The organism is Variovorax sp. OK605 (assembly GCF_900115445.1).
Taxonomy (GTDB): Bacteria; Pseudomonadota; Gammaproteobacteria; order Burkholderiales; family Burkholderiaceae_C; genus Variovorax.
Map to the genome: position 1 here is coordinate 355,583 of NZ_FOWL01000003.1, position 19,527 is coordinate 375,109.

Here is a 19,527-nt window from a genome sequence, read left to right on the forward strand (position 1 = left end):
CATGTCCACCCCCTCGCCCTCCCCTTCGTCCGCCCCTTCGCCGACTGCTTCGCCCGTCGCCACGCAAGGCCGCCAGACCCTCACCCTCCAGGGCCTGCGCTTCGACGCCAACCTGGGCATCCTCGAGCAGGAAAAGACCGCGCCGCAGCCGATCCTGGTCGACGCCGAACTCAGCCTCGGCCCGCAGCCGCTGCTGCCGCAGGACGACGACATCTTCCACGTGCTCGACTACCGCAAGGTGCGGCGCATCATCATCGACGAGTGCACCGCGGAGCACGTCAACCTGCTGGAGAGCCTGATCGGCAAGCTGGTGCAGCGCCTGCTGCAGCTGCCCGGCGTGGTGGGCGTGCGCGTGAAGATCGCCAAGCTCGAAATCTTCGACGACTGCGAGGTGGCGATCCGCATGGAAGCCGGCGAGTGGTGAGCCCCGCTTCAGGCCGCTGAACCGCAAGCCACGGCGGGCTCGGCCGCCACCGGCCACATGCGCACGGCCAGCGCACCGAGCCCCGACACCGCGGCCAGCAAGGCCACGGCCGACCATCCCCACTGGGCCAGCACCAGGGCACCGAGCGCGGAACCCGTGGCCATGCCGACGAACACGCCGGTGAAGAACACCGCATTGAGCCGGCTGCGCGCACCGGGGTCGATGCCGTAGACCACGGTCTGGTGCGCGATGAGCGCGGCCTGCAGGCCGAAGTCGAAGCCGATGGCGCTGGCCACGATCAGCCCCAGCCGCGCGGCGGGCGCCATCAGCGGCGCGAACAGCATCGCCGCGAACGACACCACCACCAGCGCCGCGCCCATGCGGATCACCAGCTCCGGACCGCGGCGGTCGGCCAGCCGGCCGGCGAGCGGCGCGGCCAGGGCACCGGCCGCACCGGCCAAGCCGAAGGCACCGGCGGCGGCGCTGCCGAGGTGGAACGGCGCGCCGTGCAGCATCACGGCCAGCGTCGACCAGAAGGCGCTGAAGCCCACCGACAGCAAGGCCTGCGCAAGGGTGGCCCGGCGCAGGGCGCCGTGGCGCTGCCACAGCTTGGCCAGCGAGCCCAGCAGCGCGCCGTAGCCCAGTTGCGTGGTCGGGCGCAGGTGCGGCAGGCCGCGCGCCGCGGCCACGCCGATGAACGCGATGCTGGCCGCCGCAACCACGAACATCGTGCGCCAGCCGAAGTGCTCGGCCACGAAGCCGCTGAGCACGCGCGACAGCAGGATGCCCAGCAGCAGCCCCGTCATCACGGTGCCGACGATCTTGCCGCGGTGCGCCTCGGGCGCCAGCGTGGCGGCCGCGGGCACCACGTCCTGCGCCAGCGTGGCCGCAAGGCCGATGACCAGGCTGGCCGCGAGCAGCGGGCCGACCGAGGGCGAGAACGCCGCGCCCAGCAGCGCGAGCACCAGCACGGCGGCCTTCACCAGGATGATGCGGCGCCGGTCGAAGCGGTCGCCCAGCGGCGCCAGCAGCAGGATGCCGAGCGCGTAGCCCAGCTGCGTGAGCGTGGGCACGAAGCCGACGGCGCGCGCCGAGGCGCCGATGTCGGGGCCGAGCACGCCCAGCATCGGCTGGCTGTAATAGAGCGCCGCAACGCCGAAGCCGGCACTGGCCGCCAGCAGCAGGATCAGCGAGCTGGGCAGCCTCTCATGCGTGGATTGAATGGAAGACATGGTGTAAACCCTTAGATTAGGAAAGCAGGGCTGGAGTGTGCGGGGCGAGGCTCGCCGAAGGTAGCCCTGCGGCTCGCACAATTGATATACGCCTCGCGCATGACAGCCTTGCCAGCCTCTTGTGCCAGCCGCGCCGTCGGGCCCCGAAACCGGCCGACGGCGCCCGCGCGCACGGCAACAACCCCGCCCAATGGCACATGCCATGGGGATCGGGGACAATCGCACCCTCCCCCGACTCCCCGAAGTAGCCAGCCATGAATGCCGTCTGGATCGACGAGGCGCCCGCCGCCGCCGACGCCACTGCCAATTCCCTGAAGATCGAGCGCGAAACGCACAAGCTCGAAAAGCGCCTGTGCCGCCAGGTCGGGCAGGCCATCGTCGACTACAACATGATCGAGGAAGGCGACAAGGTCATGGTGTGCGTCTCGGGCGGCAAGGACAGCTATGCGCTGCTCGACATCCTGCTCAAGCTGAAGGCGCGCGCGCCCATCCACTTCGACATCGTCGCGGTCAACCTCGACCAGAAGCAGCCCGGCTTCCCCGAAGAGGTGCTGCCCAAGTACCTGAGCGACCTGGGCGTGGACTTCCACATCGAGAACCAGGACACGTACAGCATCGTCAAGCGCGTGATCCCCGAGGGCAAGACCACCTGCGGCCTGTGCAGCCGGCTGCGCCGCGGCATCCTGTACCGCGTGGCGGACGAGCTGGGCGCCACCAAGGTCGCGCTGGGCCACCACCGCGACGACATGCTGCAGACCTTCTTCCTCAACATGTTCTTCGCGGCCAAGCTCAAGAGCATGCCGCCCAAGCTGGTGAGCGACGACGGCAAGCACGTCGTGATACGCCCGCTGGCCTACGTGGCCGAGAAGGACACCGTGCGCTGGGCGCAGCACCGCGATTTCCCGATCATTCCGTGCACGCTGTGCGGCAGCCAGGAAAACCTGCAGCGCAAGCAGGTCGGCGAAATGCTGCGCGAGTGGGACAGGAAGTACCCCGGGCGCATCGAGAACATGTTCAGCGCCATGCAGAACGTGGTGCCTTCGCACCTGCTGGACGGAACGCTGCACGACTTCAAGGGTCTGAAGGCGACGGGCGTGGCGGACGAGAACGGCGACAAGGCCTTCGACACGCCCTCCTTCGACCTGCTCTCCCAGGCACCTGCAGCCCTGCGCATCGTCCAGGGCTGAGCGGGCAACCCAGGGGAATTTGGGGCCCTCGCGGCCCGGAGACCCTCATGAAACGTGTGCTTTCCGCTCTTCTTCTTGCAGCCAGCCTGACCGGCTGCGCCACCTCGTGGGTGGTCGACAGCGACGTCAAGAGCTTCTCGTCCCTGGGCGCCGTGGCGCCCGGCGCCACCTACCGCTTCGACCGCCTGCCTTCGCAGCAGGCCGACGGCGCCCGCCAGGAATCGCTGGAAACCATGGCTGGCGCGGCGCTCGACAAGGCCGGCCTGCGCCGCGACGACACCCGGGCGCAGTACACCGCGCAGATCGGCGCACGCGTGACGGCCGGCCTCTCGCCCTGGGCCGACCCGTGGCTCTACAGCGGCCCGTGGGGGTACGGCGGCTATGGAGGAGGCTATGGCGGCTACGGCTACCACGGCCGGCGCTGGTACGGCGGCGGCTGGTACGGCGGCCCGGCGTTCGCGCCGCCGGCCAACCCCTGGTACGAACGCGAGGTGAGCGTGGTGCTGCGCGAGGTGGCATCCAACAAGGTGGTCTACGAGACGCGTGCCCGCAACGACGGCCCCTACACCTCGAGCGCGGCGATCCTGCCGGTGATGTTCCAGGCGGCGCTGCAGGGCTTCCCGAACCCGCCGCAGGGCGAGCGCCGGGTCGACATCGAGCTGTCGCCGGCGACTGCCCGAAAGTAGCGCTTCTAGAATCCCGCGGATGGAAGAAGCCACCCGTCTGATTGCCGTTCGCCACGGCGAAACCGCCTGGAACGTCGACACCCGCATCCAGGGCCAACTCGACATCGGCCTGAACGCCACCGGCGTCTGGCAGGCGCAGCGCGCCGGCGGGGCGCTGGCCGACGAGCCGATCGGCGTGGTCTACGCCAGCGACCTTGCGCGCGCCTGGCGCACCGCCGAGGAAATCGCCAGGCCGCACGGCCTGGCCGTGCAACCCGAGCCGCGCCTGCGCGAGCGCGCCTTCGGCACCTTCGAGGGCATGAGCTTCGCCGAGATCGAGGCCAACCTGCCCGAGCAGGCCAGGCGCTGGCGCGAGCGCGACCCCGAATTCGAACCCGAGGGCGGCGAGAGCCTGCTGACCTTCCGCGATCGCGTGACCGGCGTGGCCGCCGAACTGGCGGCGCGCCACCCGGGCGAGCTGGTGGTGCTGGTGGCGCATGGCGGCGTGATGGACGTGCTGTACCGCGCCGCCACCCGCCAGGCGCTGCAGGCGCCGCGCACCTGGCAGCTGGGCAACGCGGCCATCAACCGCATGCTGTGGACGCCCGGCGGCTTCAGCCTCGTGGGCTGGAGCGACACCGCGCACCTGGCGGCCGGCCACACGCTCGACGAGACGACGACCTGACCGGTCTTCGCGCAGCGGCCTCGCCACGCGCAAGGCCGCAACCGGGACAGAAGCGATCTTCTGAATGAAAAGAATGAATTCCGAATCCTCGGCCCATGCCTCGGCCCGTGCCTCCGCCCGTGATTCCACCCGTGCCTCCGCGTACGCCAGTTGGGACGCCTCCCTGGCGCTCTCGACCCCCTGGGTCGAAGCCACCCATCTGGGCAGCGTCATCAGCCTGGCGACCGGCGACGTGCTGGCCCGCGAAGGAGAGCGGCACAGTTATTTCTATCTCCTGCGATCCGGCTTTGTTCACTCGACGATCCAGCGAAGCAATGGCGCGGAATTCCTGCTCGAGATATTCGGGCCGGGCGCCATCTTTGGCGAAGGCCCGGCATTTGCTGACCTGCCGCGCCCGACCACGACGCGCGTGGTCGCACCCGCGACCCTGAGCCGCTACCTCCCCGGCGACATCACCCGGAAATTCTCCGCCATGCCGGAATTGGCTGATTCGCTCATTCAATTGCTCGGCTTCAAGAATCACATGATTGTTGAAAAACTTGCGGGCGTTGCATCCGCGGCGCCCAAGGAGCGGGTGGTGGATCTTCTTTTGCGTATTGCACGATTGCAATCGAACAGCAATTCGACATTGACGCAGGAATCAGGTGACTTTCACGTCGATCTGACGCACGAGAAAATTGCCGCCATGACGGCATTGAGCCGGGTCACCGTGACAAGAACCCTGAACTCGCTGTCGCGCGAAGGGGTCATTGAAACACGGGCCAAGCAGGTCATCATCCACGACGCCTCGGCGTTACGCCGTTTGCATTACAGAAATAGTTGACTTTCTGTATCCCTGGATACCACGAAAAACCCCATTTTGACGCCATTATCGTCCCCACAATCAAGGGGAAATGATGGCAGAGGTCAAAAAATGGGTGGTTGAAGATATCAACCGCACGGCGCCCAACCTCGCGGCGATCAAGAGATTTTCAACCGACGACTGCGCAGGCTTGCGGTTCGAGAATTTTCTTCAGGAATATCAGGTCGACCTGATATTGCATGCCATTTCAAAAATCGGCATCGAATACTACGAGGGAGACGACAAAGCCGGCGGTGTCGTTCGCAAAGGAAAGCTCGGCCCCAATTTCTTTCGCTTCAAATCCGACCACAGCGAATATTTCCGCCGGGCGCGCATCTTCGAGAAAGTATTCGAAGAGCGCATTCTCAGGCTGGTCAATTTCTTTCCTCGCGTCCAGGAAGTGGCGTCGAAGACCTTTTCCCTGGGCCACGGCGTCGCCGAGCACCAGGACCGGCGCATGATGAACTTCACGGTGCGCGTCCTGCCGGAGGCGCCCATTCACCGCGACTGGATGCCGGGCGAAAACACCGGGCTTTCCTTCGCGCCGCGCGTCAGCGAACAGTTTGCCTGGAACATCTACCTCAAGACACCCAAGGCCGGGGGCCAGACGCGCATCTACAAGGAACAGGACCCCGCGCAGGCCGCCAAGGGAAGCAATTACATCGATGTCGCCCCCCGCGTCGGCGATTTGATCATCTTCCGCTCCACGCAGGCCCATTCGGTATTGCCGAGCGATGGAGAGCGATTGACCTTGTCGGGGTTTTTCGGAATCACCTCCGAAAAACTCCTGTTCTGGGCCTGAAGGGTTTCGGTGGAAAAATCCGTTTCCGCGCCCATGGGAATTTCACATGGCTGGATTGCGGCATTGCCTTTCATTCCCAAGGTGCTGGTATTCGGCCTGATCGTGGGCGTCGCCAGCAAGAATGCCGACTGGTCGCTCGGTGAATTGATTTTTGCCGCCCTGAGCGTCAATGCCGCCACCGCGCAATTGGCCGCGCTGGAATTCAACAATTCCGCCCACATCGGCGCATTGATTGCATTGACCGTCGGCCTCAATGCCAAGCATCTTCTTTTCACGGCCTCGCTTTGGCCGTATCTGAAAAATTCCAGCAGATGGCGCACCTGGCTGGCGGCCAGCATGGTGACCGACAGCAGCTGGACGGCCTGCCACATTGCGGCCCAGCGCGGCCCGATCAACGCCAATTTCATTCTTGGCAATTCGTCCGCATTGACCTTGGCGTGGACGGCCGGCTGCATTGCTGGATTTCAATTCGGCGCCATTTTCACGCCGCAGATGCTCTATCGCTTCGGAATGGACGCGCTGGTGCCACTGTCCATGGCGCTGCTGCTGCCCCTCGGCCTTCGAAAGAACCCGCACCACCTGACGCCCGTTGCCATCGGCGCCGTGGTCGGCCTGGTCTGCTGGTGGCGAACCGACCAACAGGCCGCGGCGGTGCTGCTGGCGGGACTGGCCGGCATGGCCGCCACGCTGTGGACCCACAAGAGGCCGCGAACATGAATGCGATCGTCGTCATGGCCTTGGTCACGATTGCGATCCGCCTGTCGGGCCTGGGCGCCGCGCAATGGCTGTCGCGTTGGCCGGCGGCCGAGGTTGCCCTGTCGAACGCCGGCCCCAGCCTGATGGGTGCCTACCTGCTGATCCAGATCTGCATCGCGCCAAGCCTGCTTTTCCCCGTGGCCGTCACCATGGCCGTGGCGTGGCGCTTCGGCGGACTGCAGATTGCCTTTCTTGCCGGTTGGCTGGCGCTCATGGCCGCGCGCCACCTTTGAAGCCGGGAGGCGCCAGCCGGTGCCTCCCGCAGTCGCTTCAAGAACGAACGCGGCGGTTCGCCGCGGTTCGTCGCGCTTCAGGCGTGCGCTGCCGTGTCTGCGGCCACGCCAGCTTCCGGCTTCTTCACCTCGCCCGGCAGGTCCACCATCGGCCCGGTGCCGCTGTAGCGGTCCAGCGCCAGGTAGATGGCCGGCGTGATGTACAGCGTGATCACCTGCGAGAAGATCAGCCCGCCCACCACCGCCACGCCCAGCGGCTGGCGCAGTTCGGCACCGGCACCGAGCCCCAGCGCGAGCGGCAGCGCGCCCATCAGCGCGGCCAGCGTGGTCATCAGGATCGGGCGGAAACGCAGGCGGCAGGCCTCGCGGATCGCGTCGACCGGCTTCATGCCCTCGGTGCGCTGCGCGTCGAGCGCGAAGTCGATCAGCATGATCGCGTTCTTCTTCACGATGCCGATCAGCAGCAGGATGCCGATGGTGGCGATCAGCGTCAGGTCGAAGCCGAAGAGCTTCAGCGAAAGCAGCGCGCCCACCGCAGCTGAGGGCAGGCCGGCCAGGATGGTGAGCGGGTGGATGTAGCTCTCGTACAGCACGCCCAGCAGCACGTAGATGACCAGCACCGCCAGCACCAGCAGCACCGTCTGGCTCGACTGCGAGCTCTGGAACACCGCCGCGTCGCCGCCGTAGGTGGTGATGATCGACGGCGGCATCTTCAGCTCGTCCTTGAAGCGGTCGATCTTCGCGGTGGCGTTGCCCAGCGGCACGTCGGGCGCGAGGTTGAACGACACGGTCACGGCCTGCAGCTGGCCCTGGTGGTTGACCGAGGTCGGCCCCACGGTGCGGTTGACGCTGGAGAAGGCCGACAGCGGCACCAGCTTGCCGGTGTTGCTGCGCACGGACAGGCGCGACACGTCGTCCTCGAACTGGCGGTCGCTGTCGGCGGCCGAAAGAATCACCTGGTAGGTGTTGCTGGCCGCGTAGATGCTGCCGATCTGGCGGTCGCCGTACGCGTTGTACAGCGCCAGGCGCAGGTCGCCCACCGCCACGCCGAGCACGCCGGCCTTGTCGCGGTCGATGTCCAGCGTGGCCTGCAGGCCGCGGTTCTGCGAGTCGCTGGTGACGTCGCGGAAGTCGGCGTCGGCGCGCATGCGCTCCATGAGCTTGGTGGCCCACGGCACCATCTCGCCCGCGTTCACGCTCTGCAGCGTGTACTGGAAGCGCGCCTTGCTCTGGCGGCCGCCCAGGCGCAGGTTCTGCACCGGCTGCATGTACACGGCAATGCCGGGGATCTCGCGGAAGCGCTGGCGCAGCGACTCCAGCACCTTGGCCATCTGCGGGCGCTCGCTGCGCGACTTGAGCACGGCGAACAGGCGGCCCGAGTTCTGCGTGGCGGTGGGCCCGCCCACGCCGACGAAGGAGCTCACGTAGTCGACGCTCGGGTCTTCCTTGAGCGCGGCGGCCACGCGGTCCTGCAGTGCCTTCATGGCGGTGAAGGAAATGTCTTCGGCCGCCTCGGTGGTGATCTGGATCTGGCCGATGTCTTCCTCGGGGAAGAAGCCCTTGGGAATGGTGACGAACAGCCAGCCGGTGATGACGAAGGTGAGCCCCGCCATGGCCAGCATGACGGGGCGGTGCCCCAGCGTCCAGTCGAGCGAGCGCATGTAGCCGCCGTGCACCGCGCGGTAGCCGCGCTCGAAGGCACGGCCGATGGCGGTGCCGGGCTCGGGGTGCTCCTCTTCATGATCGCGATCGTGAACATGGTCGGCCGCGCCTTCCTTGCGCGGCACGTGCTTGAGCAGGCGGCTCGCGAGCATGGGCACCAGCGTGAGCGAGACGATGGCCGACACCAGCACCGCCAGCGCCACCACCACCGCGAACTCGTGGAACAGCAGGCCGATCACGCCCGGCATGAAGAAGATCGGGATGAACACGGCCACCAGCGAGATCGAGATCGAGACGATGGTGAAGCCCACCTCGCGCGCCCCGCGCAGCGCCGCGGCCATCGGCTCCATGCCCTTCTCGACGTAGCGCATGATGTTCTCGAGCACCACGATGGCGTCGTCCACCACCAGGCCCACGGCCAGCGTGATGCCCAGCAGCGAGACGTTGTCCAGGCTGTAGCCGAAGGCGTAGAGCAGCGCCACCGCGCCGATCAGCGAAATGGGAATGGTGGCCGCCGGAATCAGCGTGGCCACCAGCCGGTGCAGGAACAAAAAGATCACCAGCACCACCAGCGCGATGGTGCCCAGCAGCGTTAGCTGCACGTCGTGCACGGCCTCGCGGATCGACAGCGAGCGGTCGTTCACCATCTGGATCTCGACCGACTGCGGCAGCTCCGCCTTGAAGCGCGGAATGAGCGCGCGCACCGCGTCCACCACCTGCACGGTGTTGGCGTTGGGCTGGCGCTGCACGGCCAGTGAAATGGAGTCCTGCCCGTTGAAGCTGCTGGCGGTCTTCACCGACTCGAAGCTGTCCTCGATGGTGGCCACCTCGTCCAGCCGCACCGGCGCGCCGTTGCGCTGGCCGACGATGAGCTTGGCGAAGTCGGCCGCCTTCACGAGCTGCCGGTTGGCCTGGATGGTGAGCGTCTGGCGCGGGCCGTCGAGCACGCCCACCGGCGTGTTGGCGTTGGCCGAGTTCACCGCCTTGGCGAGTTCGTCGAGCGTGATGTTGCGCGCGTTGAGCAGGTCGGCATTGGCCTTGATGCGCACCGCGAAGGCCTTGCGCCCGTACACGCCCACCTGCGCCACGCCGTCGATGGTCGACAGCGTGGGCGAGATCAGGTTCTCGGCGTAGTCGTTGAGCTCCGACGGATTCATCGACGGAGAAATCAGCGCGATGAACAGCACCGGCGCGTCGGCCGGATTCACCTTGCGGTACGAGGGCAGCTGCGTGAGTTCCTGCGGCAGCTGGCGCTGCGCGCGCAACAGCGCGGCCTGCACGTCGACGGCGGCGGCGTCGATGTCGCGGCTGCTGACGAACTCGAGCGTGAGCGAGGTCACGCCCTGCGTGTTCACCGAGCTGATGGTCTGCAGGCCCGGGATGGTCGAGAACTGCTTCTCCAGCGGCAGCGCCACCGACGACGCCATGGTGTCCGGACTCGCGCCCGGCAGTTGCGCGTTGACGTTGATGACCGGCGTGTTGTAGCTGGGCAGCGCGGCAACGGGGATGCTGAAGTACGCAAAGATGCCGATGACGACCACGGCCGCGGACAGCAGCACCGTCATCGCCGGACGGCGGATGCAGAGCTCCGAGATGTTCATGCGCGTTCCTGCTTGGGCGGCTTCGCGTCGGTGCCGTCGGAAGAAGCGGCGCTGCCGGGCGTGACGGCGGAGTTGCCGTTCGCCGGGGCGGCGGGGGCGCCCGGCGTGGCGGGCGCACCAGGGGCAGGCGCACCAGCGGCACCAGGGGCACCAGGGGCAGCGGCCGGCGCCTTCGCGTCGACGCGCACCTTGCCGCCCGGCCGCACGTTCTGGCTGCCCTCGATCACCACCTGCTCGCCCGGCTCCACGCCGCTCACGGCAACCTTGGTGCCGAAGGTGTGCAGCGTCTTCACCTTGCGCCGCGTGGCGGTCCTGGCCTCGTCGACCACATAGAGCGAGGTGCCGTCGGACAGCATCATCAGCGCCGCGGCCGGCACCACGGTGACGCCGTCGAGCGAGCGCACCGTGATGCGCGTGCCGACGAACTGCCCCGGCCACAGGCTCTGGTCGGCATTGGCGAACACCGCCTTGGCGCGCACCGTGCCGATGGTCGGGTCGACCGTGTTGTCGACGAAATCGAGCGTGCCGCTCAGCGGCTCCTTGCGGCCGGTGACCACGGCCTCGACCTTGGAGCGCGAGCGCGCGGCCTGCAGCAGGTCCTGCAGGTTGCCTTCGGGCACGGGGAAGCTCACGGCGATCGGGTCGAGCTGGGTGATGGTGACCAGCGACAGCGTCGGCTGCACCAGCGTGCCCGGGTAGATGTTCACGGCGCCGATGCGCCCGGCAATGGGCGCGCGCAGCGTGGCATAGCCCAGCGCGACCTGGGCCGACTGCACGGCGGCGCGGTCGGCGGCCACGGCGGCGCGCTGCGCCTCGAGCTGCGAGAGCGTGGCGTCGGCCGCGCTCTTGGCGATGAAGTTCTGCGCCACCAGGTCCTGGCTGCGCTTGTACTGGCGCTCCAGGTCGGCCATGGTGGCCTCGTCCTTCTGCTGCTGCGCCCGTGCGCGCGCCAGGTTGGCCTGGTCGTTGCGGTCGTCGAGCGTGAAGAGCAGCTGGCCGGACTTGACGAACTGGCCCTCCTTCACGTGCACCGCGCTCACCGTGTTGGTGACCTGCGGGCGCAGGTCGACGCTGTTGAGGGACACCACGCTGCCATTGACCTGCACGGTAACCGGCACGTCCTGCTTCTGGGCCGTGGCCAGCGTCACGAGCGCGGGCGCTGCGCCCCCCGCCGGGCCGCCGGCGGCCGTGGGTGCCTTCGCGTTCTTCGGGCCCGACTTGTTGCCGGACATGCTCCACCACCCGCCCGCGACGGCTACGATCAACACGCCCGCAAGGGCGACGGCAACATTTTTCTTCATGGGTTTTTTGTGCACTTTGGGCTGACAACGGCTATTGAATCAGTGGCCGCCCCGGAGTGTTCACCAGTCCCGTAAAGAAATGTAAAGCAAGTCAAACCCACGCCCTGGACACCACCCGCTGCGGACGGCCAAGGGGAATGCACCCCCTCGCTAAAATCCCCGCTCCACAGCCTCTGGATATACCCCATGAACCGCTGCAAGACACCCACGAACGCTCTCTCTTACATGGCGCTGTGCGCAGCCGCCGCCAGCCTCTTCGGCCTGCTCAGCCTTCCCGCCAGCGCCCAGGACGAAGTTCCCCGCCCGCAGACCCAGAATGAATCGCTGGTCGGCGGTCGCAACTTTCCTGTCGGCACTCTGCGCGGCAAGTTGATGGTGGTCAACGCCCCCGACGTCGAACTCGACGGCAGGGCCGACCGCCTGGGCGCCGGCGCGCGCATCCGCAGCCCGCAGAACATGCTGGTCATGCCCGGCGCCATCATTGGCCAGAAGTACCTGGTCAACTACACGCGCGACGCCGCCGGGCTGCTGCGCGAGGTGTGGATCCTCACGCCGGACGAAGCCATGGCCAGCCGCGAGTCGCTGGACAAGCCGTTCCTGAACATCTGGCCGTTCGTCTCGAACGACACGCTCAACACGCAATAAAAAAGCGCGGCGCGCCTTGCGCGCCCGCCGCCCTCCGCACCGGAGGGCAAAGAGAGTTCCCCATGAAAAAAGTATTCATCAAGACCTTCGGCTGCCAGATGAACGAGTACGACTCGGACAAGATGGCCGACGTGCTCAACGCCGCGCAGGGCTACGAGCCCACGCAGAACGTGGACGAGGCCGACCTCATCCTGTTCAACACCTGCTCGGTGCGCGAGAAGGCGCAGGAAAAGGTGTTCTCCGACCTCGGCCGCGTGAAGCACCTGAAGGCCAAGGGCGTGAAGATCGGCGTGGGCGGCTGCGTGGCGAGCCAGGAAGGCCAGGCCATCATCGCGCGCGCACCGTACGTCGACATCGTGTTCGGCCCGCAGACGCTGCACCGCCTGCCCGAGATGCTGAACGACCGCGAGCGGCTGGGCCGCCCGCAGGTGGACATCAGCTTCCCCGAGATCGAGAAGTTCGACCACCTGCCGCCCGCGCGCGTGGAAGGCGCCACCGCCTTCGTGTCGATCATGGAAGGCTGCTCCAAGTACTGCAGCTACTGCGTGGTGCCCTACACCCGCGGCGAGGAAGTGAACCGCCCGCTGGACGACGTGCTGGTCGAGATCGCCGGCCTGGCCGACCAGGGCGTGCGCGAGATCACGCTGCTGGGCCAGAACGTGAACGCCTACCGCGGCAGGATGGGCGACACGGCGGAGATCGCCGACTTCGCGCTGCTGATCGAGTACGTGGCCGAGATCCCCGGCATCGAGCGCATCCGCTACACCACCAGCCACCCGAACGAGTTCACGCAGCGCCTGATCGAGGCCTACGCCAAAGTGCCGCAGCTCGTGAGCCACCTGCACCTGCCGGTGCAGCACGGCAGCGACCGCATCCTGATGGCCATGAAGCGCGGCTACACCGCCATGGAATACAAGAGCACGGTGCGCAAGCTGCGCGCCATCCGCCCCGAGCTGGCCCTGAGCAGCGACTTCATCGTCGGCTTCCCCGGCGAGACCGACGAAGACTTCGCGAAGATGATGAAGCTCATCGAAGACTGCCAGTTCGACAGCAGCTTCAGCTTCATCTTCAGCCCGCGCCCCGGCACGCCGGCCGCCGCGCTGCAGGACGACACGCCGCACGAAGTCAAGCTCGCGCGCCTGCACACCCTGCAGGCCGCGATCGACAGCAACGTGAAGCGCTTCGGCCAGGCCCTGGTGGGCAGCACCCAGCGCGTGCTGGTGGAAGGCGCCTCGCGCAAGGACGCCAACGAACTCATGGGACGCACCGCCTGCAACCGCGTCGTGAACTTCGAGGGCGACGCCCGCCTGGTCGGCCAGATGACCGACCTGCGCATCACGCGCTCGCTGGCGTACACGCTGCGCGGCGAGGTGCCGACGCGCGAGTCGGCCATGGCCCCGGCTGCCACGGCGCTCGCCCACTGATGGCGAAGCGACCTTCCACGCGGGGCTCGTTCCAGCAGCTGCTGCTGTTCGCCTTCTTGCTGATCACCGCGCTGCTGGTGGGCGTGGCGCTGCGCTCGGTGCTGCAGTACGACGTGCTCATGACCCAAAGCCGCGACGCGGCCGCGCGCGCGTTGCGCCTGTCGGGCGCGGCGCAGTCGCTGGCCGAACGCAGCGCGGCCATGGAGCGCGCCGGGCGCCAGTCGCTGGTGCTCAACGACGCCGTGCTGCGCCGCCGCTTCGACGACGCCGCGCGCGAGGCGCACCAGGTGCTCGAGCGCCTGGAGAACAACGGCCTGGCGCCCGCGGGCATCGAGATGTGGCGCGCCCAGCTCGGCGTGATCGAGGGCCTGATGAGCGGCAGCGCCGACAGCGCCCTCACGCGCGAAAGCACCATGGCCATGCAGTTCCGCGAACTCGACGCGCTGAACACCAACCTCGCACAGCAGGCGCAGTTTTTGATCGAAACGCAGAACGACGCGCTGGCCAAGCGCATCGAGAACGCACGCCGCCGGCTGATGCGCGAAGTGGTGGCCGCCAGCGTGCTGGCCGTGTCGCTGGCGCTGGCCTTCGGCATCTGGCTGGCGCGGCCGTTCAAGCGGCTGGAGCACGCCATCGTCGGCCTCGGCCAGAACCGGCTGGACGAGCCCATCGACATCCGCGGCCCGGCCGACGTGCGGCGCGTGTCGCAGCAGCTCGAATGGCTGCGCCTGCGCCTGACCGAGCTCGACGCCGACAAGGCGCGCTTCCTGCGCCACGTGTCGCACGAACTGAAGACGCCGCTGGCCGCGCTGCGCGAAGGCGTCTCGCTGCTCGAAGACGGCGTGACCGGTCCGCTGAACCCGGCGCAGCTCGAGGTGGCGCAGATCCTGAACCAGAACACCATCTCGCTGCAGGGCCAGATCGAGGCGCTGCTGCGCTTCAACGCGGCGGCCTTCGAGGCGCGCGAACTGCGCCGCGAACGCACCGAGCTGCTGCCGCTGATCGAGGAACAGATCGAGGCGCAGCGCCTGCAGTGGCAGTCGCACGGCCTGCGCGTGCGCGCCGAGGGCCAGCCCATCGCGATCACGGTCGACCGCACCAAGCTCGGCACCGCCATTGCCAACCTGTTGAGCAACGCCATTCGCTTTTCGGTAACCGGCGGTGTCATCACCCTGGCGGTATCGGGGACGCCGGAGGCCGTCTACATTGACGTGGACGACGCGGGGCCGGGCATTGCCGAGGGCGACCGCGACCGGATCTTCGAACCTTTCTTCCGCGGCGAGCGCCAACCCGAACACACGGTGAAAGGCACCGGCATCGGACTTTCCATCGTGCAGGAGTACATTGCAGCCCACGGGGGCCGCATCACCCTGCAGCCCGGTGGACCCGGTGCCCGCTTTCGCATCGAACTGCCGCGCACGGCCTGACCGCACCGGCTCCCCCTCTCCAACACCGCCTCAGCGCTTCGCGTCCTTCTTCGACCCATGTCTTTCTCGTTCGTCCGCAGTTCCACCTTCGCCGGGGCGATCACCGTGCCTTTCGTCCTGCTGCTGGCCGCCTGCGCCTCGCAGCCCAAGCCGCCCGCGGAGGCCGATGCACTGCCACCGCCCCCGGCGGCGCCGCGCGTGATGCCGGTGGAAGCCGAACCCAGGGCGCCGGCCACGCAGCCGGCCTCGCTCTTCACGATGATGACGCAGGGGCCGGTGGCGGCCATGCTGTCGTACGCCGACAAGATGCGCCCGCTGAACGGCGCCGACCTGAGCGCGGAAATCTCGCGCATCGGCGACCCCGGCGATTCGCCGGCCACGCAGATGCAGCTCGCGCTGCTGCTCTCGCAGACCCGCGTGCCGGCCGACCTGGCGCGCGCGCTGGGCCTGCTGCAGCGCGTGATCGCCAACCCCTCGCCCGAGGCGCAGCCGCTGCACCCGCTCGCGCGCGCGCTGGCCGCCCGCTATGTGGAACAGCGCCGCGCGGAAGACGACCGCGACAAGCAGGTGCAGCAGCTGCGCGACAGCCAGCGCCGCATCGACCAGCTGAACGACCGCATCGAAGCCCTGCGCGCCATCGAGCGCAGCTTCGCGCGGCCCAACATGGCGCCAGCCATGCCGGCGGCGCCGGCCGCAAGCAAGCCGAGCCCATGAGCGCAGCGCCGGGCCGCCCCAAGCAAGCTGAAGCAAGCCCGCACCGCGGTGCGACGCACGGAGGTTTTTGAATGAGCACAACCGGCGCCCGCCTCCTCGTGGTCGACGACGACCCGGACATGCTGCGGCTGCTCTCGATGCGGCTGAGCTCGGCGGGTTACCAGGTCACGGCCGTGACCTCGGCCGAAACCGCGCTCACGCAGCTCGAGATCGAGCACCCGCAGCTCGTGCTGAGCGACGTGCGCCTGCCCGGGCGCGACGGCCTGCAGCTGTTCGACGAGATCCGCAAGCGCCACCCGTCGCTGCCCGTCATCCTGCTGACCGCGCACGGCACCATTCCCGACGCGGTCGAGGCCACGGCGCGCGGCGTGTTCACCTACCTCACCAAGCCCTACGACGGCCGCGAGCTGCTCGACAAGATCGCGCAGGCACTGGCGCTGGGCGCGCCCGCCACCACGCCGAGCAAGGCCGGCGACGACAGCTGGCGCTCCGAAATCGTGAGCCGCAGCAACCGTATGGCCGAGCTGCTGGCCGAGGCGCGCATGGTCGCCAAGTCGGACGCCTCGGTGCTGCTGCGTGGCGACTCCGGCGCCGGCAAGGAACTGCTGGCGCGCGCCATCCACAAGGCCAGCGCGCGCGCGGACAAGCCCTTCGTGGCGGTCAATTGCGGCGCCATTCCGGAAGCGCTGCTCGAGTCGGAGCTGTTCGGCCACATGAAGGGCGCCTTCACCGACGCCCATGCCAACCACAAGGGCCTGTTCCAGCAGGCCGACGGCGGCACGCTGCTGCTCGACGAAATCGGTGACATGCCGCCCGCCCTGCAGGTCAAGCTGCTGCGCGTGCTGCAGGAGCGCGCGGTGCGTCCGCTGGGGGCGAGCCAGTCGATCGAGGTCGACGTGCGCATCGTCTCGGCCACCCACCGCGACCTGGACGCCGCGATGGAAGCCGGCCAGTTCCGCGAAGACCTGTATTACCGCCTGAACGTGGTGACGCTCACGCTGCCGCCGCTGTCGGCGCGGCGCGAAGACATTCCGCTGCTGGCCAACCACTTCCTGCAGCGCCTGTCGACCAAGTACGGCAAGCGGCTGTCGGGTTTCGCGCCCGAGGCGCTGAAGGCCCTGACCACGGCCGCCTGGCCGGGCAATGTGCGCCAGCTGTTCAACGTGGTGGAACAGGTCTGCGCGCTGTCGAGCTCGCCGCTGATCCCGCTGGCGCTGGTGCAGCGCGCGCTGCGCGTGCCGACGGTCGAGGTCCAGACCTATGCCGAGGCCAAACAGCGTTTCGAGCGCGACTACCTGGTCGGCCTGCTGAAACTGACGGACGGCAACGTGGCCGACGCCGCCCGCCTGGCCGACCGCAACCGCACGGAGTTCTACCGCCTGCTGCAGAAGCACGAACTCACGCCGGGCCACTTCAAGGCGGACGCTGTCGCTGGCGGCAGTGAGCCTGTCGCCGACTAGCGACGCCCCTAAGTCGTTGATTCATAAGGCCTATCCCCACCTGCCCCCCAGGCTTGTCGGGATTCGGCGACAAAAACAGGGGTTTTGAGGCCCGCCAGCGGCCTCCGCCCCCGAAAAATGCCTTCGCAGCGGCCTAAGCTGTTGATCTGAAAGCGTTTTTCCAGCCTGGCACAGGGTTTGCCCCTGTACTGGCATGACAGCACTAACCAGCCCATCTTTCGCACTGCGCCAGCAGCGCGACGGCCTGCGTCAAAAGCAGTTTTCCCCCTCGCGGCCCCGTGCCGCGGGCTATTCGCTGGCCGCGCTCGCAAGCGCAGGCGGCGCTGAGCCGGATTGCGTGATCAAGCGCTTTCCTGCCATTGGCGACACCCCTTCCCTCGACAAGCAACGTTGGTAAATCACATGAAGCCAAACGACTTCTCGCAACTGAATGTTCTGGCCGACAGCGACTTCTCGCACCGCAGCGCGGTGCGTGAAGAACGCCACCCCAATGCGGTGACCGCGCCTCCGATCAACCGCGGCTCGATGACGCCGCGCCCCTGGCGCGGTTTCTGGAACAGCCTGGGCACCGCCGCCCTGGTGAAGCTCGGTGCCGGCCGCAATGCCGAAGCCGAAGCCGCTCCCCAGGCAGCGCAAGCCAGGCAACCCTGGCAGCGTGCCGCTGGTCAGCGCCGCTTCGCCTTCATGATGCTCACCCTGCTGAGCACCGTGATCGCGTCGTCGCTGTTCGCCGGCGTGCAGCCCGACTACGACAACGTCTGGCTCGAATACGGCCAGATCGGCCTGTACGGCCTGCTGTCGGGCTGGGTCGTCACCGGCTTCGTGACCGCGCTGATGGGCTTCTATGTCTCCGTGCGCGGTGACAAGCACGCCCTGTCGGTCAAGCAGGTGGCCAACCACCCGATGAACCCCGAGGCACGCACGGCGATCATCATGCCGATCTGCAACGAGGACGTGGCCACCGTGTTCGCCGGCCTGCGCGCCACCTGCGAATCGGTCGCTGCCACCGGCCACGCGAAGCAGTTCGACGTGTTCGTGCTGTCCGACAGCTACAACCCCGAGACCGCCGCCGCCGAGCGCGCCGCCTGGGAAGACCTGCGCGCCGCGCTGGCCGACAGCCCGAACCAGCCGCAAGTGGAGGTGTATTACCGCCTGCGCACCCGCCGCACGCACCGCAAGGCCGGCAACGTGGCCGACTTCTGCCGCCGCTGGGGCAAGGACTACCGCTACATGGTCGTGCTCGACGCCGACTCGGTGATGAGCGGCGACTGCCTGACCTCGATGGTCAAGCTGATGGAAGCCAACCCCACCGCCGGCATCATCCAGACCGCGACGCAGGCCATCGGCCACGTCACGCTGCACGCCCGCGCACAGCAATTCGCTTCCCGCGTGACGGGCCGCCTGTTCACGCTGGGCATGCAGTTCTGGCAACTGGGCGAGTCGCACTACTGGGGCCACAACGCCATCATCCGCGTCGAACCCTTCATGAAGCATTGCGCGCTGGCCCCCATCAAGGGCACCGGCGGCATGTCGGGCGGCATCATGTCGCACGACTTCGTGGAAGCCGCGCTGATGCGCCGTGCCGGCTACAACGTGTGGCTGGTGTCCGACCTGGTCGGCAGCTACGAACAGCAACCGCCGGACCTGCTGGCCGAGCTGCAACGCGACCGCCGCTGGTGCCAGGGCAACCTGCAGAACGCCCGCCTGATGATGGAGCCCGGCATTCACCCCGTGCACCGCGCGATGTTCGTGACCGGCACCATGGCCTATGTTTCGGCGCCCCTGTGGCTGGCCTTCCTGACGCTGGGCACCGCCCTGTGGCTGAGCGGCTCGAGCCTGGTGTCGAGCTGGAGCGTGCTGCCCGCCGAGCTGGCCGGCCTGTGGGTCTGGACCCTGTGCCTGCTGTTCCTGCCGCGCGTGCTGGGCATCGCCGCCGTGCTGATGCGCGGCGAACAACGCCAGTACGGCGGTGTGTGGGGCCTGGTGAAGAGCTCGCTGCTCGAAAGCGGCCTGGCCATCGTGCAAGCCCCGGTGCGCATGCTGGCCCACTCGCTGTTCGTGCTGGTCGCCCTCACCGGCATCAAGCTCGACTGGAAGTCGCCCCCGCGTGAAGCTGCCGCCGTGCCGTGGAAGGTCGCTGCCGCGCAGCTGGCCCCCATGACCCTGGTGATCGCCATGCTGGCCGTGGGTGTCGCCATGATCGACCCGAGCGCGCTGATCTGGCTGATGCCCGTGGGCCTGCCGCTGCTGCTGGCGATCCCGCTGACCGTGCTGACCAGCCAGATCGCGCTGGGCACCACGCTGCGCGACCGCGGCTTCCTGCTGATCCCCGAGGAATCGCGTTCGCCCGCCGTGCTGCGCCGCGCCTGGATGCACGCCGTGCGCCTGGCCCGCCCGGCCGCTCTGGCCACCGCCTGAGGCGCCATGCCTCGCTGAAGGAAGCGGAACGACGCTGAAGCAAGCTTCAG

General features: G+C 67.9%; 18 protein-coding genes. 15 read left to right on the forward strand and 3 right to left on the reverse strand.

The features are described 5' to 3' along the window. Window position 1 precedes the first annotated feature (1 nt). Window positions 2-424, forward strand: a complete 423-nt coding sequence (locus BM013_RS09870) for a dihydroneopterin aldolase (RefSeq protein WP_256221444.1) — start codon at window positions 2-4, stop codon at window positions 422-424. Between the two features lie 8 nt (window positions 425-432). Here BM013_RS09870 and BM013_RS09875 read toward each other — a convergent pair whose 3' ends face one another. After that, entirely contained in the window at window positions 433-1,656 is a 1,224-nt protein-coding gene (locus tag BM013_RS09875; protein ID WP_093125958.1) for an MFS transporter, read from the reverse strand. A 254-nt stretch (window positions 1,657-1,910) separates the two neighbouring features. Here BM013_RS09875 and ttcA point away from each other — a divergent pair, with 254 nt between their 5' ends. The 7 genes from ttcA to BM013_RS09910 all read left to right on the forward strand — a co-directional run bounded on the left by ttcA (window position 1,911) and on the right by BM013_RS09910 (window position 6,825). After that, window positions 1,911-2,843 carry a tRNA 2-thiocytidine(32) synthetase TtcA gene (gene ttcA / locus BM013_RS09880; RefSeq protein WP_093125961.1) on the forward strand — a complete coding sequence of 311 codons (933 nt, stop codon included), beginning with the start codon at window positions 1,911-1,913 and terminating at the stop codon, window positions 2,841-2,843. A gap of 47 nt (window positions 2,844-2,890) precedes the next feature. Then, the gene (locus BM013_RS09885; RefSeq protein WP_093125964.1) at window positions 2,891-3,529 is read left to right on the forward strand and encodes a DUF4136 domain-containing protein; all 639 of its coding nucleotides are present in this window, start codon (window positions 2,891-2,893) and stop codon (window positions 3,527-3,529) included. A 19-nt stretch (window positions 3,530-3,548) separates the two neighbouring features. Beyond that, the gene (locus BM013_RS09890; RefSeq protein WP_093125966.1) at window positions 3,549-4,193 is read left to right on the forward strand and encodes a histidine phosphatase family protein; all 645 of its coding nucleotides are present in this window, start codon (window positions 3,549-3,551) and stop codon (window positions 4,191-4,193) included. Between the two features lie 73 nt (window positions 4,194-4,266). Continuing rightward, window positions 4,267-5,016, forward strand: coding sequence for a Crp/Fnr family transcriptional regulator (locus tag BM013_RS09895; RefSeq protein WP_093125967.1), 750 nt, complete (start codon window positions 4,267-4,269; stop codon window positions 5,014-5,016). Between the two features lie 73 nt (window positions 5,017-5,089). After that, window positions 5,090-5,836 carry a 2OG-Fe(II)-dependent halogenase WelO5 family protein gene (locus tag BM013_RS09900; protein WP_177225448.1) on the forward strand — a complete coding sequence of 249 codons (747 nt, stop codon included), beginning with the start codon at window positions 5,090-5,092 and terminating at the stop codon, window positions 5,834-5,836. Window positions 5,837-5,845: 9 nt separating this feature from the next. After that, window positions 5,846-6,553: an AzlC family ABC transporter permease gene (locus BM013_RS09905; protein ID WP_143098255.1), complete on the forward strand. Its 708-nt coding sequence runs from the start codon at window positions 5,846-5,848 to the stop codon at window positions 6,551-6,553. Next, window positions 6,550-6,825, forward strand: a complete 276-nt coding sequence (locus BM013_RS09910; RefSeq protein ID WP_093125974.1) for a hypothetical protein — start codon at window positions 6,550-6,552, stop codon at window positions 6,823-6,825. The genes BM013_RS09905 and BM013_RS09910 overlap by 4 nt, the downstream gene beginning before the upstream one ends. A 77-nt stretch (window positions 6,826-6,902) precedes the next feature. Here the strand turns inward: BM013_RS09910 and BM013_RS09915 are convergent, their stop codons facing one another. Further along, the gene (locus BM013_RS09915) at window positions 6,903-10,088 is read right to left on the reverse strand and encodes an efflux RND transporter permease subunit (RefSeq protein WP_093125977.1); all 3,186 of its coding nucleotides are present in this window, start codon (window positions 10,086-10,088) and stop codon (window positions 6,903-6,905) included. Continuing rightward, window positions 10,085-11,320 carry an efflux RND transporter periplasmic adaptor subunit gene (locus BM013_RS09920; RefSeq protein WP_093125980.1) on the reverse strand — a complete coding sequence of 412 codons (1,236 nt, stop codon included), beginning with the start codon at window positions 11,318-11,320 and terminating at the stop codon, window positions 10,085-10,087. Before BM013_RS09920 ends, BM013_RS09915 begins: the two co-directional genes overlap by 4 nt. A 255-nt stretch (window positions 11,321-11,575) precedes the next feature. Here BM013_RS09920 and BM013_RS09925 point away from each other — a divergent pair, with 255 nt between their 5' ends. From BM013_RS09925 to mdoH, 7 genes are all read left to right on the forward strand, one after another. Then, entirely contained in the window at window positions 11,576-12,034 is a 459-nt protein-coding gene (locus BM013_RS09925) for a hypothetical protein (RefSeq protein WP_093125982.1), read from the forward strand. A 62-nt stretch (window positions 12,035-12,096) separates the two neighbouring features. Continuing rightward, entirely contained in the window at window positions 12,097-13,458 is a 1,362-nt protein-coding gene (gene miaB / locus BM013_RS09930; RefSeq protein WP_093125985.1) for a tRNA (N6-isopentenyl adenosine(37)-C2)-methylthiotransferase MiaB, read from the forward strand. Next, entirely contained in the window at window positions 13,458-14,885 is a 1,428-nt protein-coding gene (locus BM013_RS09935) for a sensor histidine kinase (RefSeq protein ID WP_093125987.1), read from the forward strand. Before miaB ends, BM013_RS09935 begins: the two co-directional genes overlap by 1 nt. A 57-nt stretch (window positions 14,886-14,942) precedes the next feature. Then, window positions 14,943-15,599: a hypothetical protein gene (locus BM013_RS09940; protein ID WP_093125990.1), complete on the forward strand. Its 657-nt coding sequence runs from the start codon at window positions 14,943-14,945 to the stop codon at window positions 15,597-15,599. A gap of 71 nt (window positions 15,600-15,670) precedes the next feature. Next, on the forward strand, window positions 15,671-17,059 hold the full coding sequence (locus BM013_RS09945) for a sigma 54-interacting transcriptional regulator (RefSeq protein WP_093125993.1): 1,389 nt from the start codon (window positions 15,671-15,673) through the stop codon (window positions 17,057-17,059). A 193-nt stretch (window positions 17,060-17,252) separates the two neighbouring features. Then, window positions 17,253-17,456 carry a hypothetical protein gene (locus tag BM013_RS09950; protein ID WP_093125995.1) on the forward strand — a complete coding sequence of 68 codons (204 nt, stop codon included), beginning with the start codon at window positions 17,253-17,255 and terminating at the stop codon, window positions 17,454-17,456. A gap of 5 nt (window positions 17,457-17,461) precedes the next feature. Further along, complete coding sequence (gene mdoH, locus BM013_RS09955) at window positions 17,462-19,477, forward strand: glucans biosynthesis glucosyltransferase MdoH (protein ID WP_093125997.1); 2,016 nt, start codon at window positions 17,462-17,464, stop codon at window positions 19,475-19,477. Window positions 19,478-19,527 lie beyond the last annotated feature (50 nt).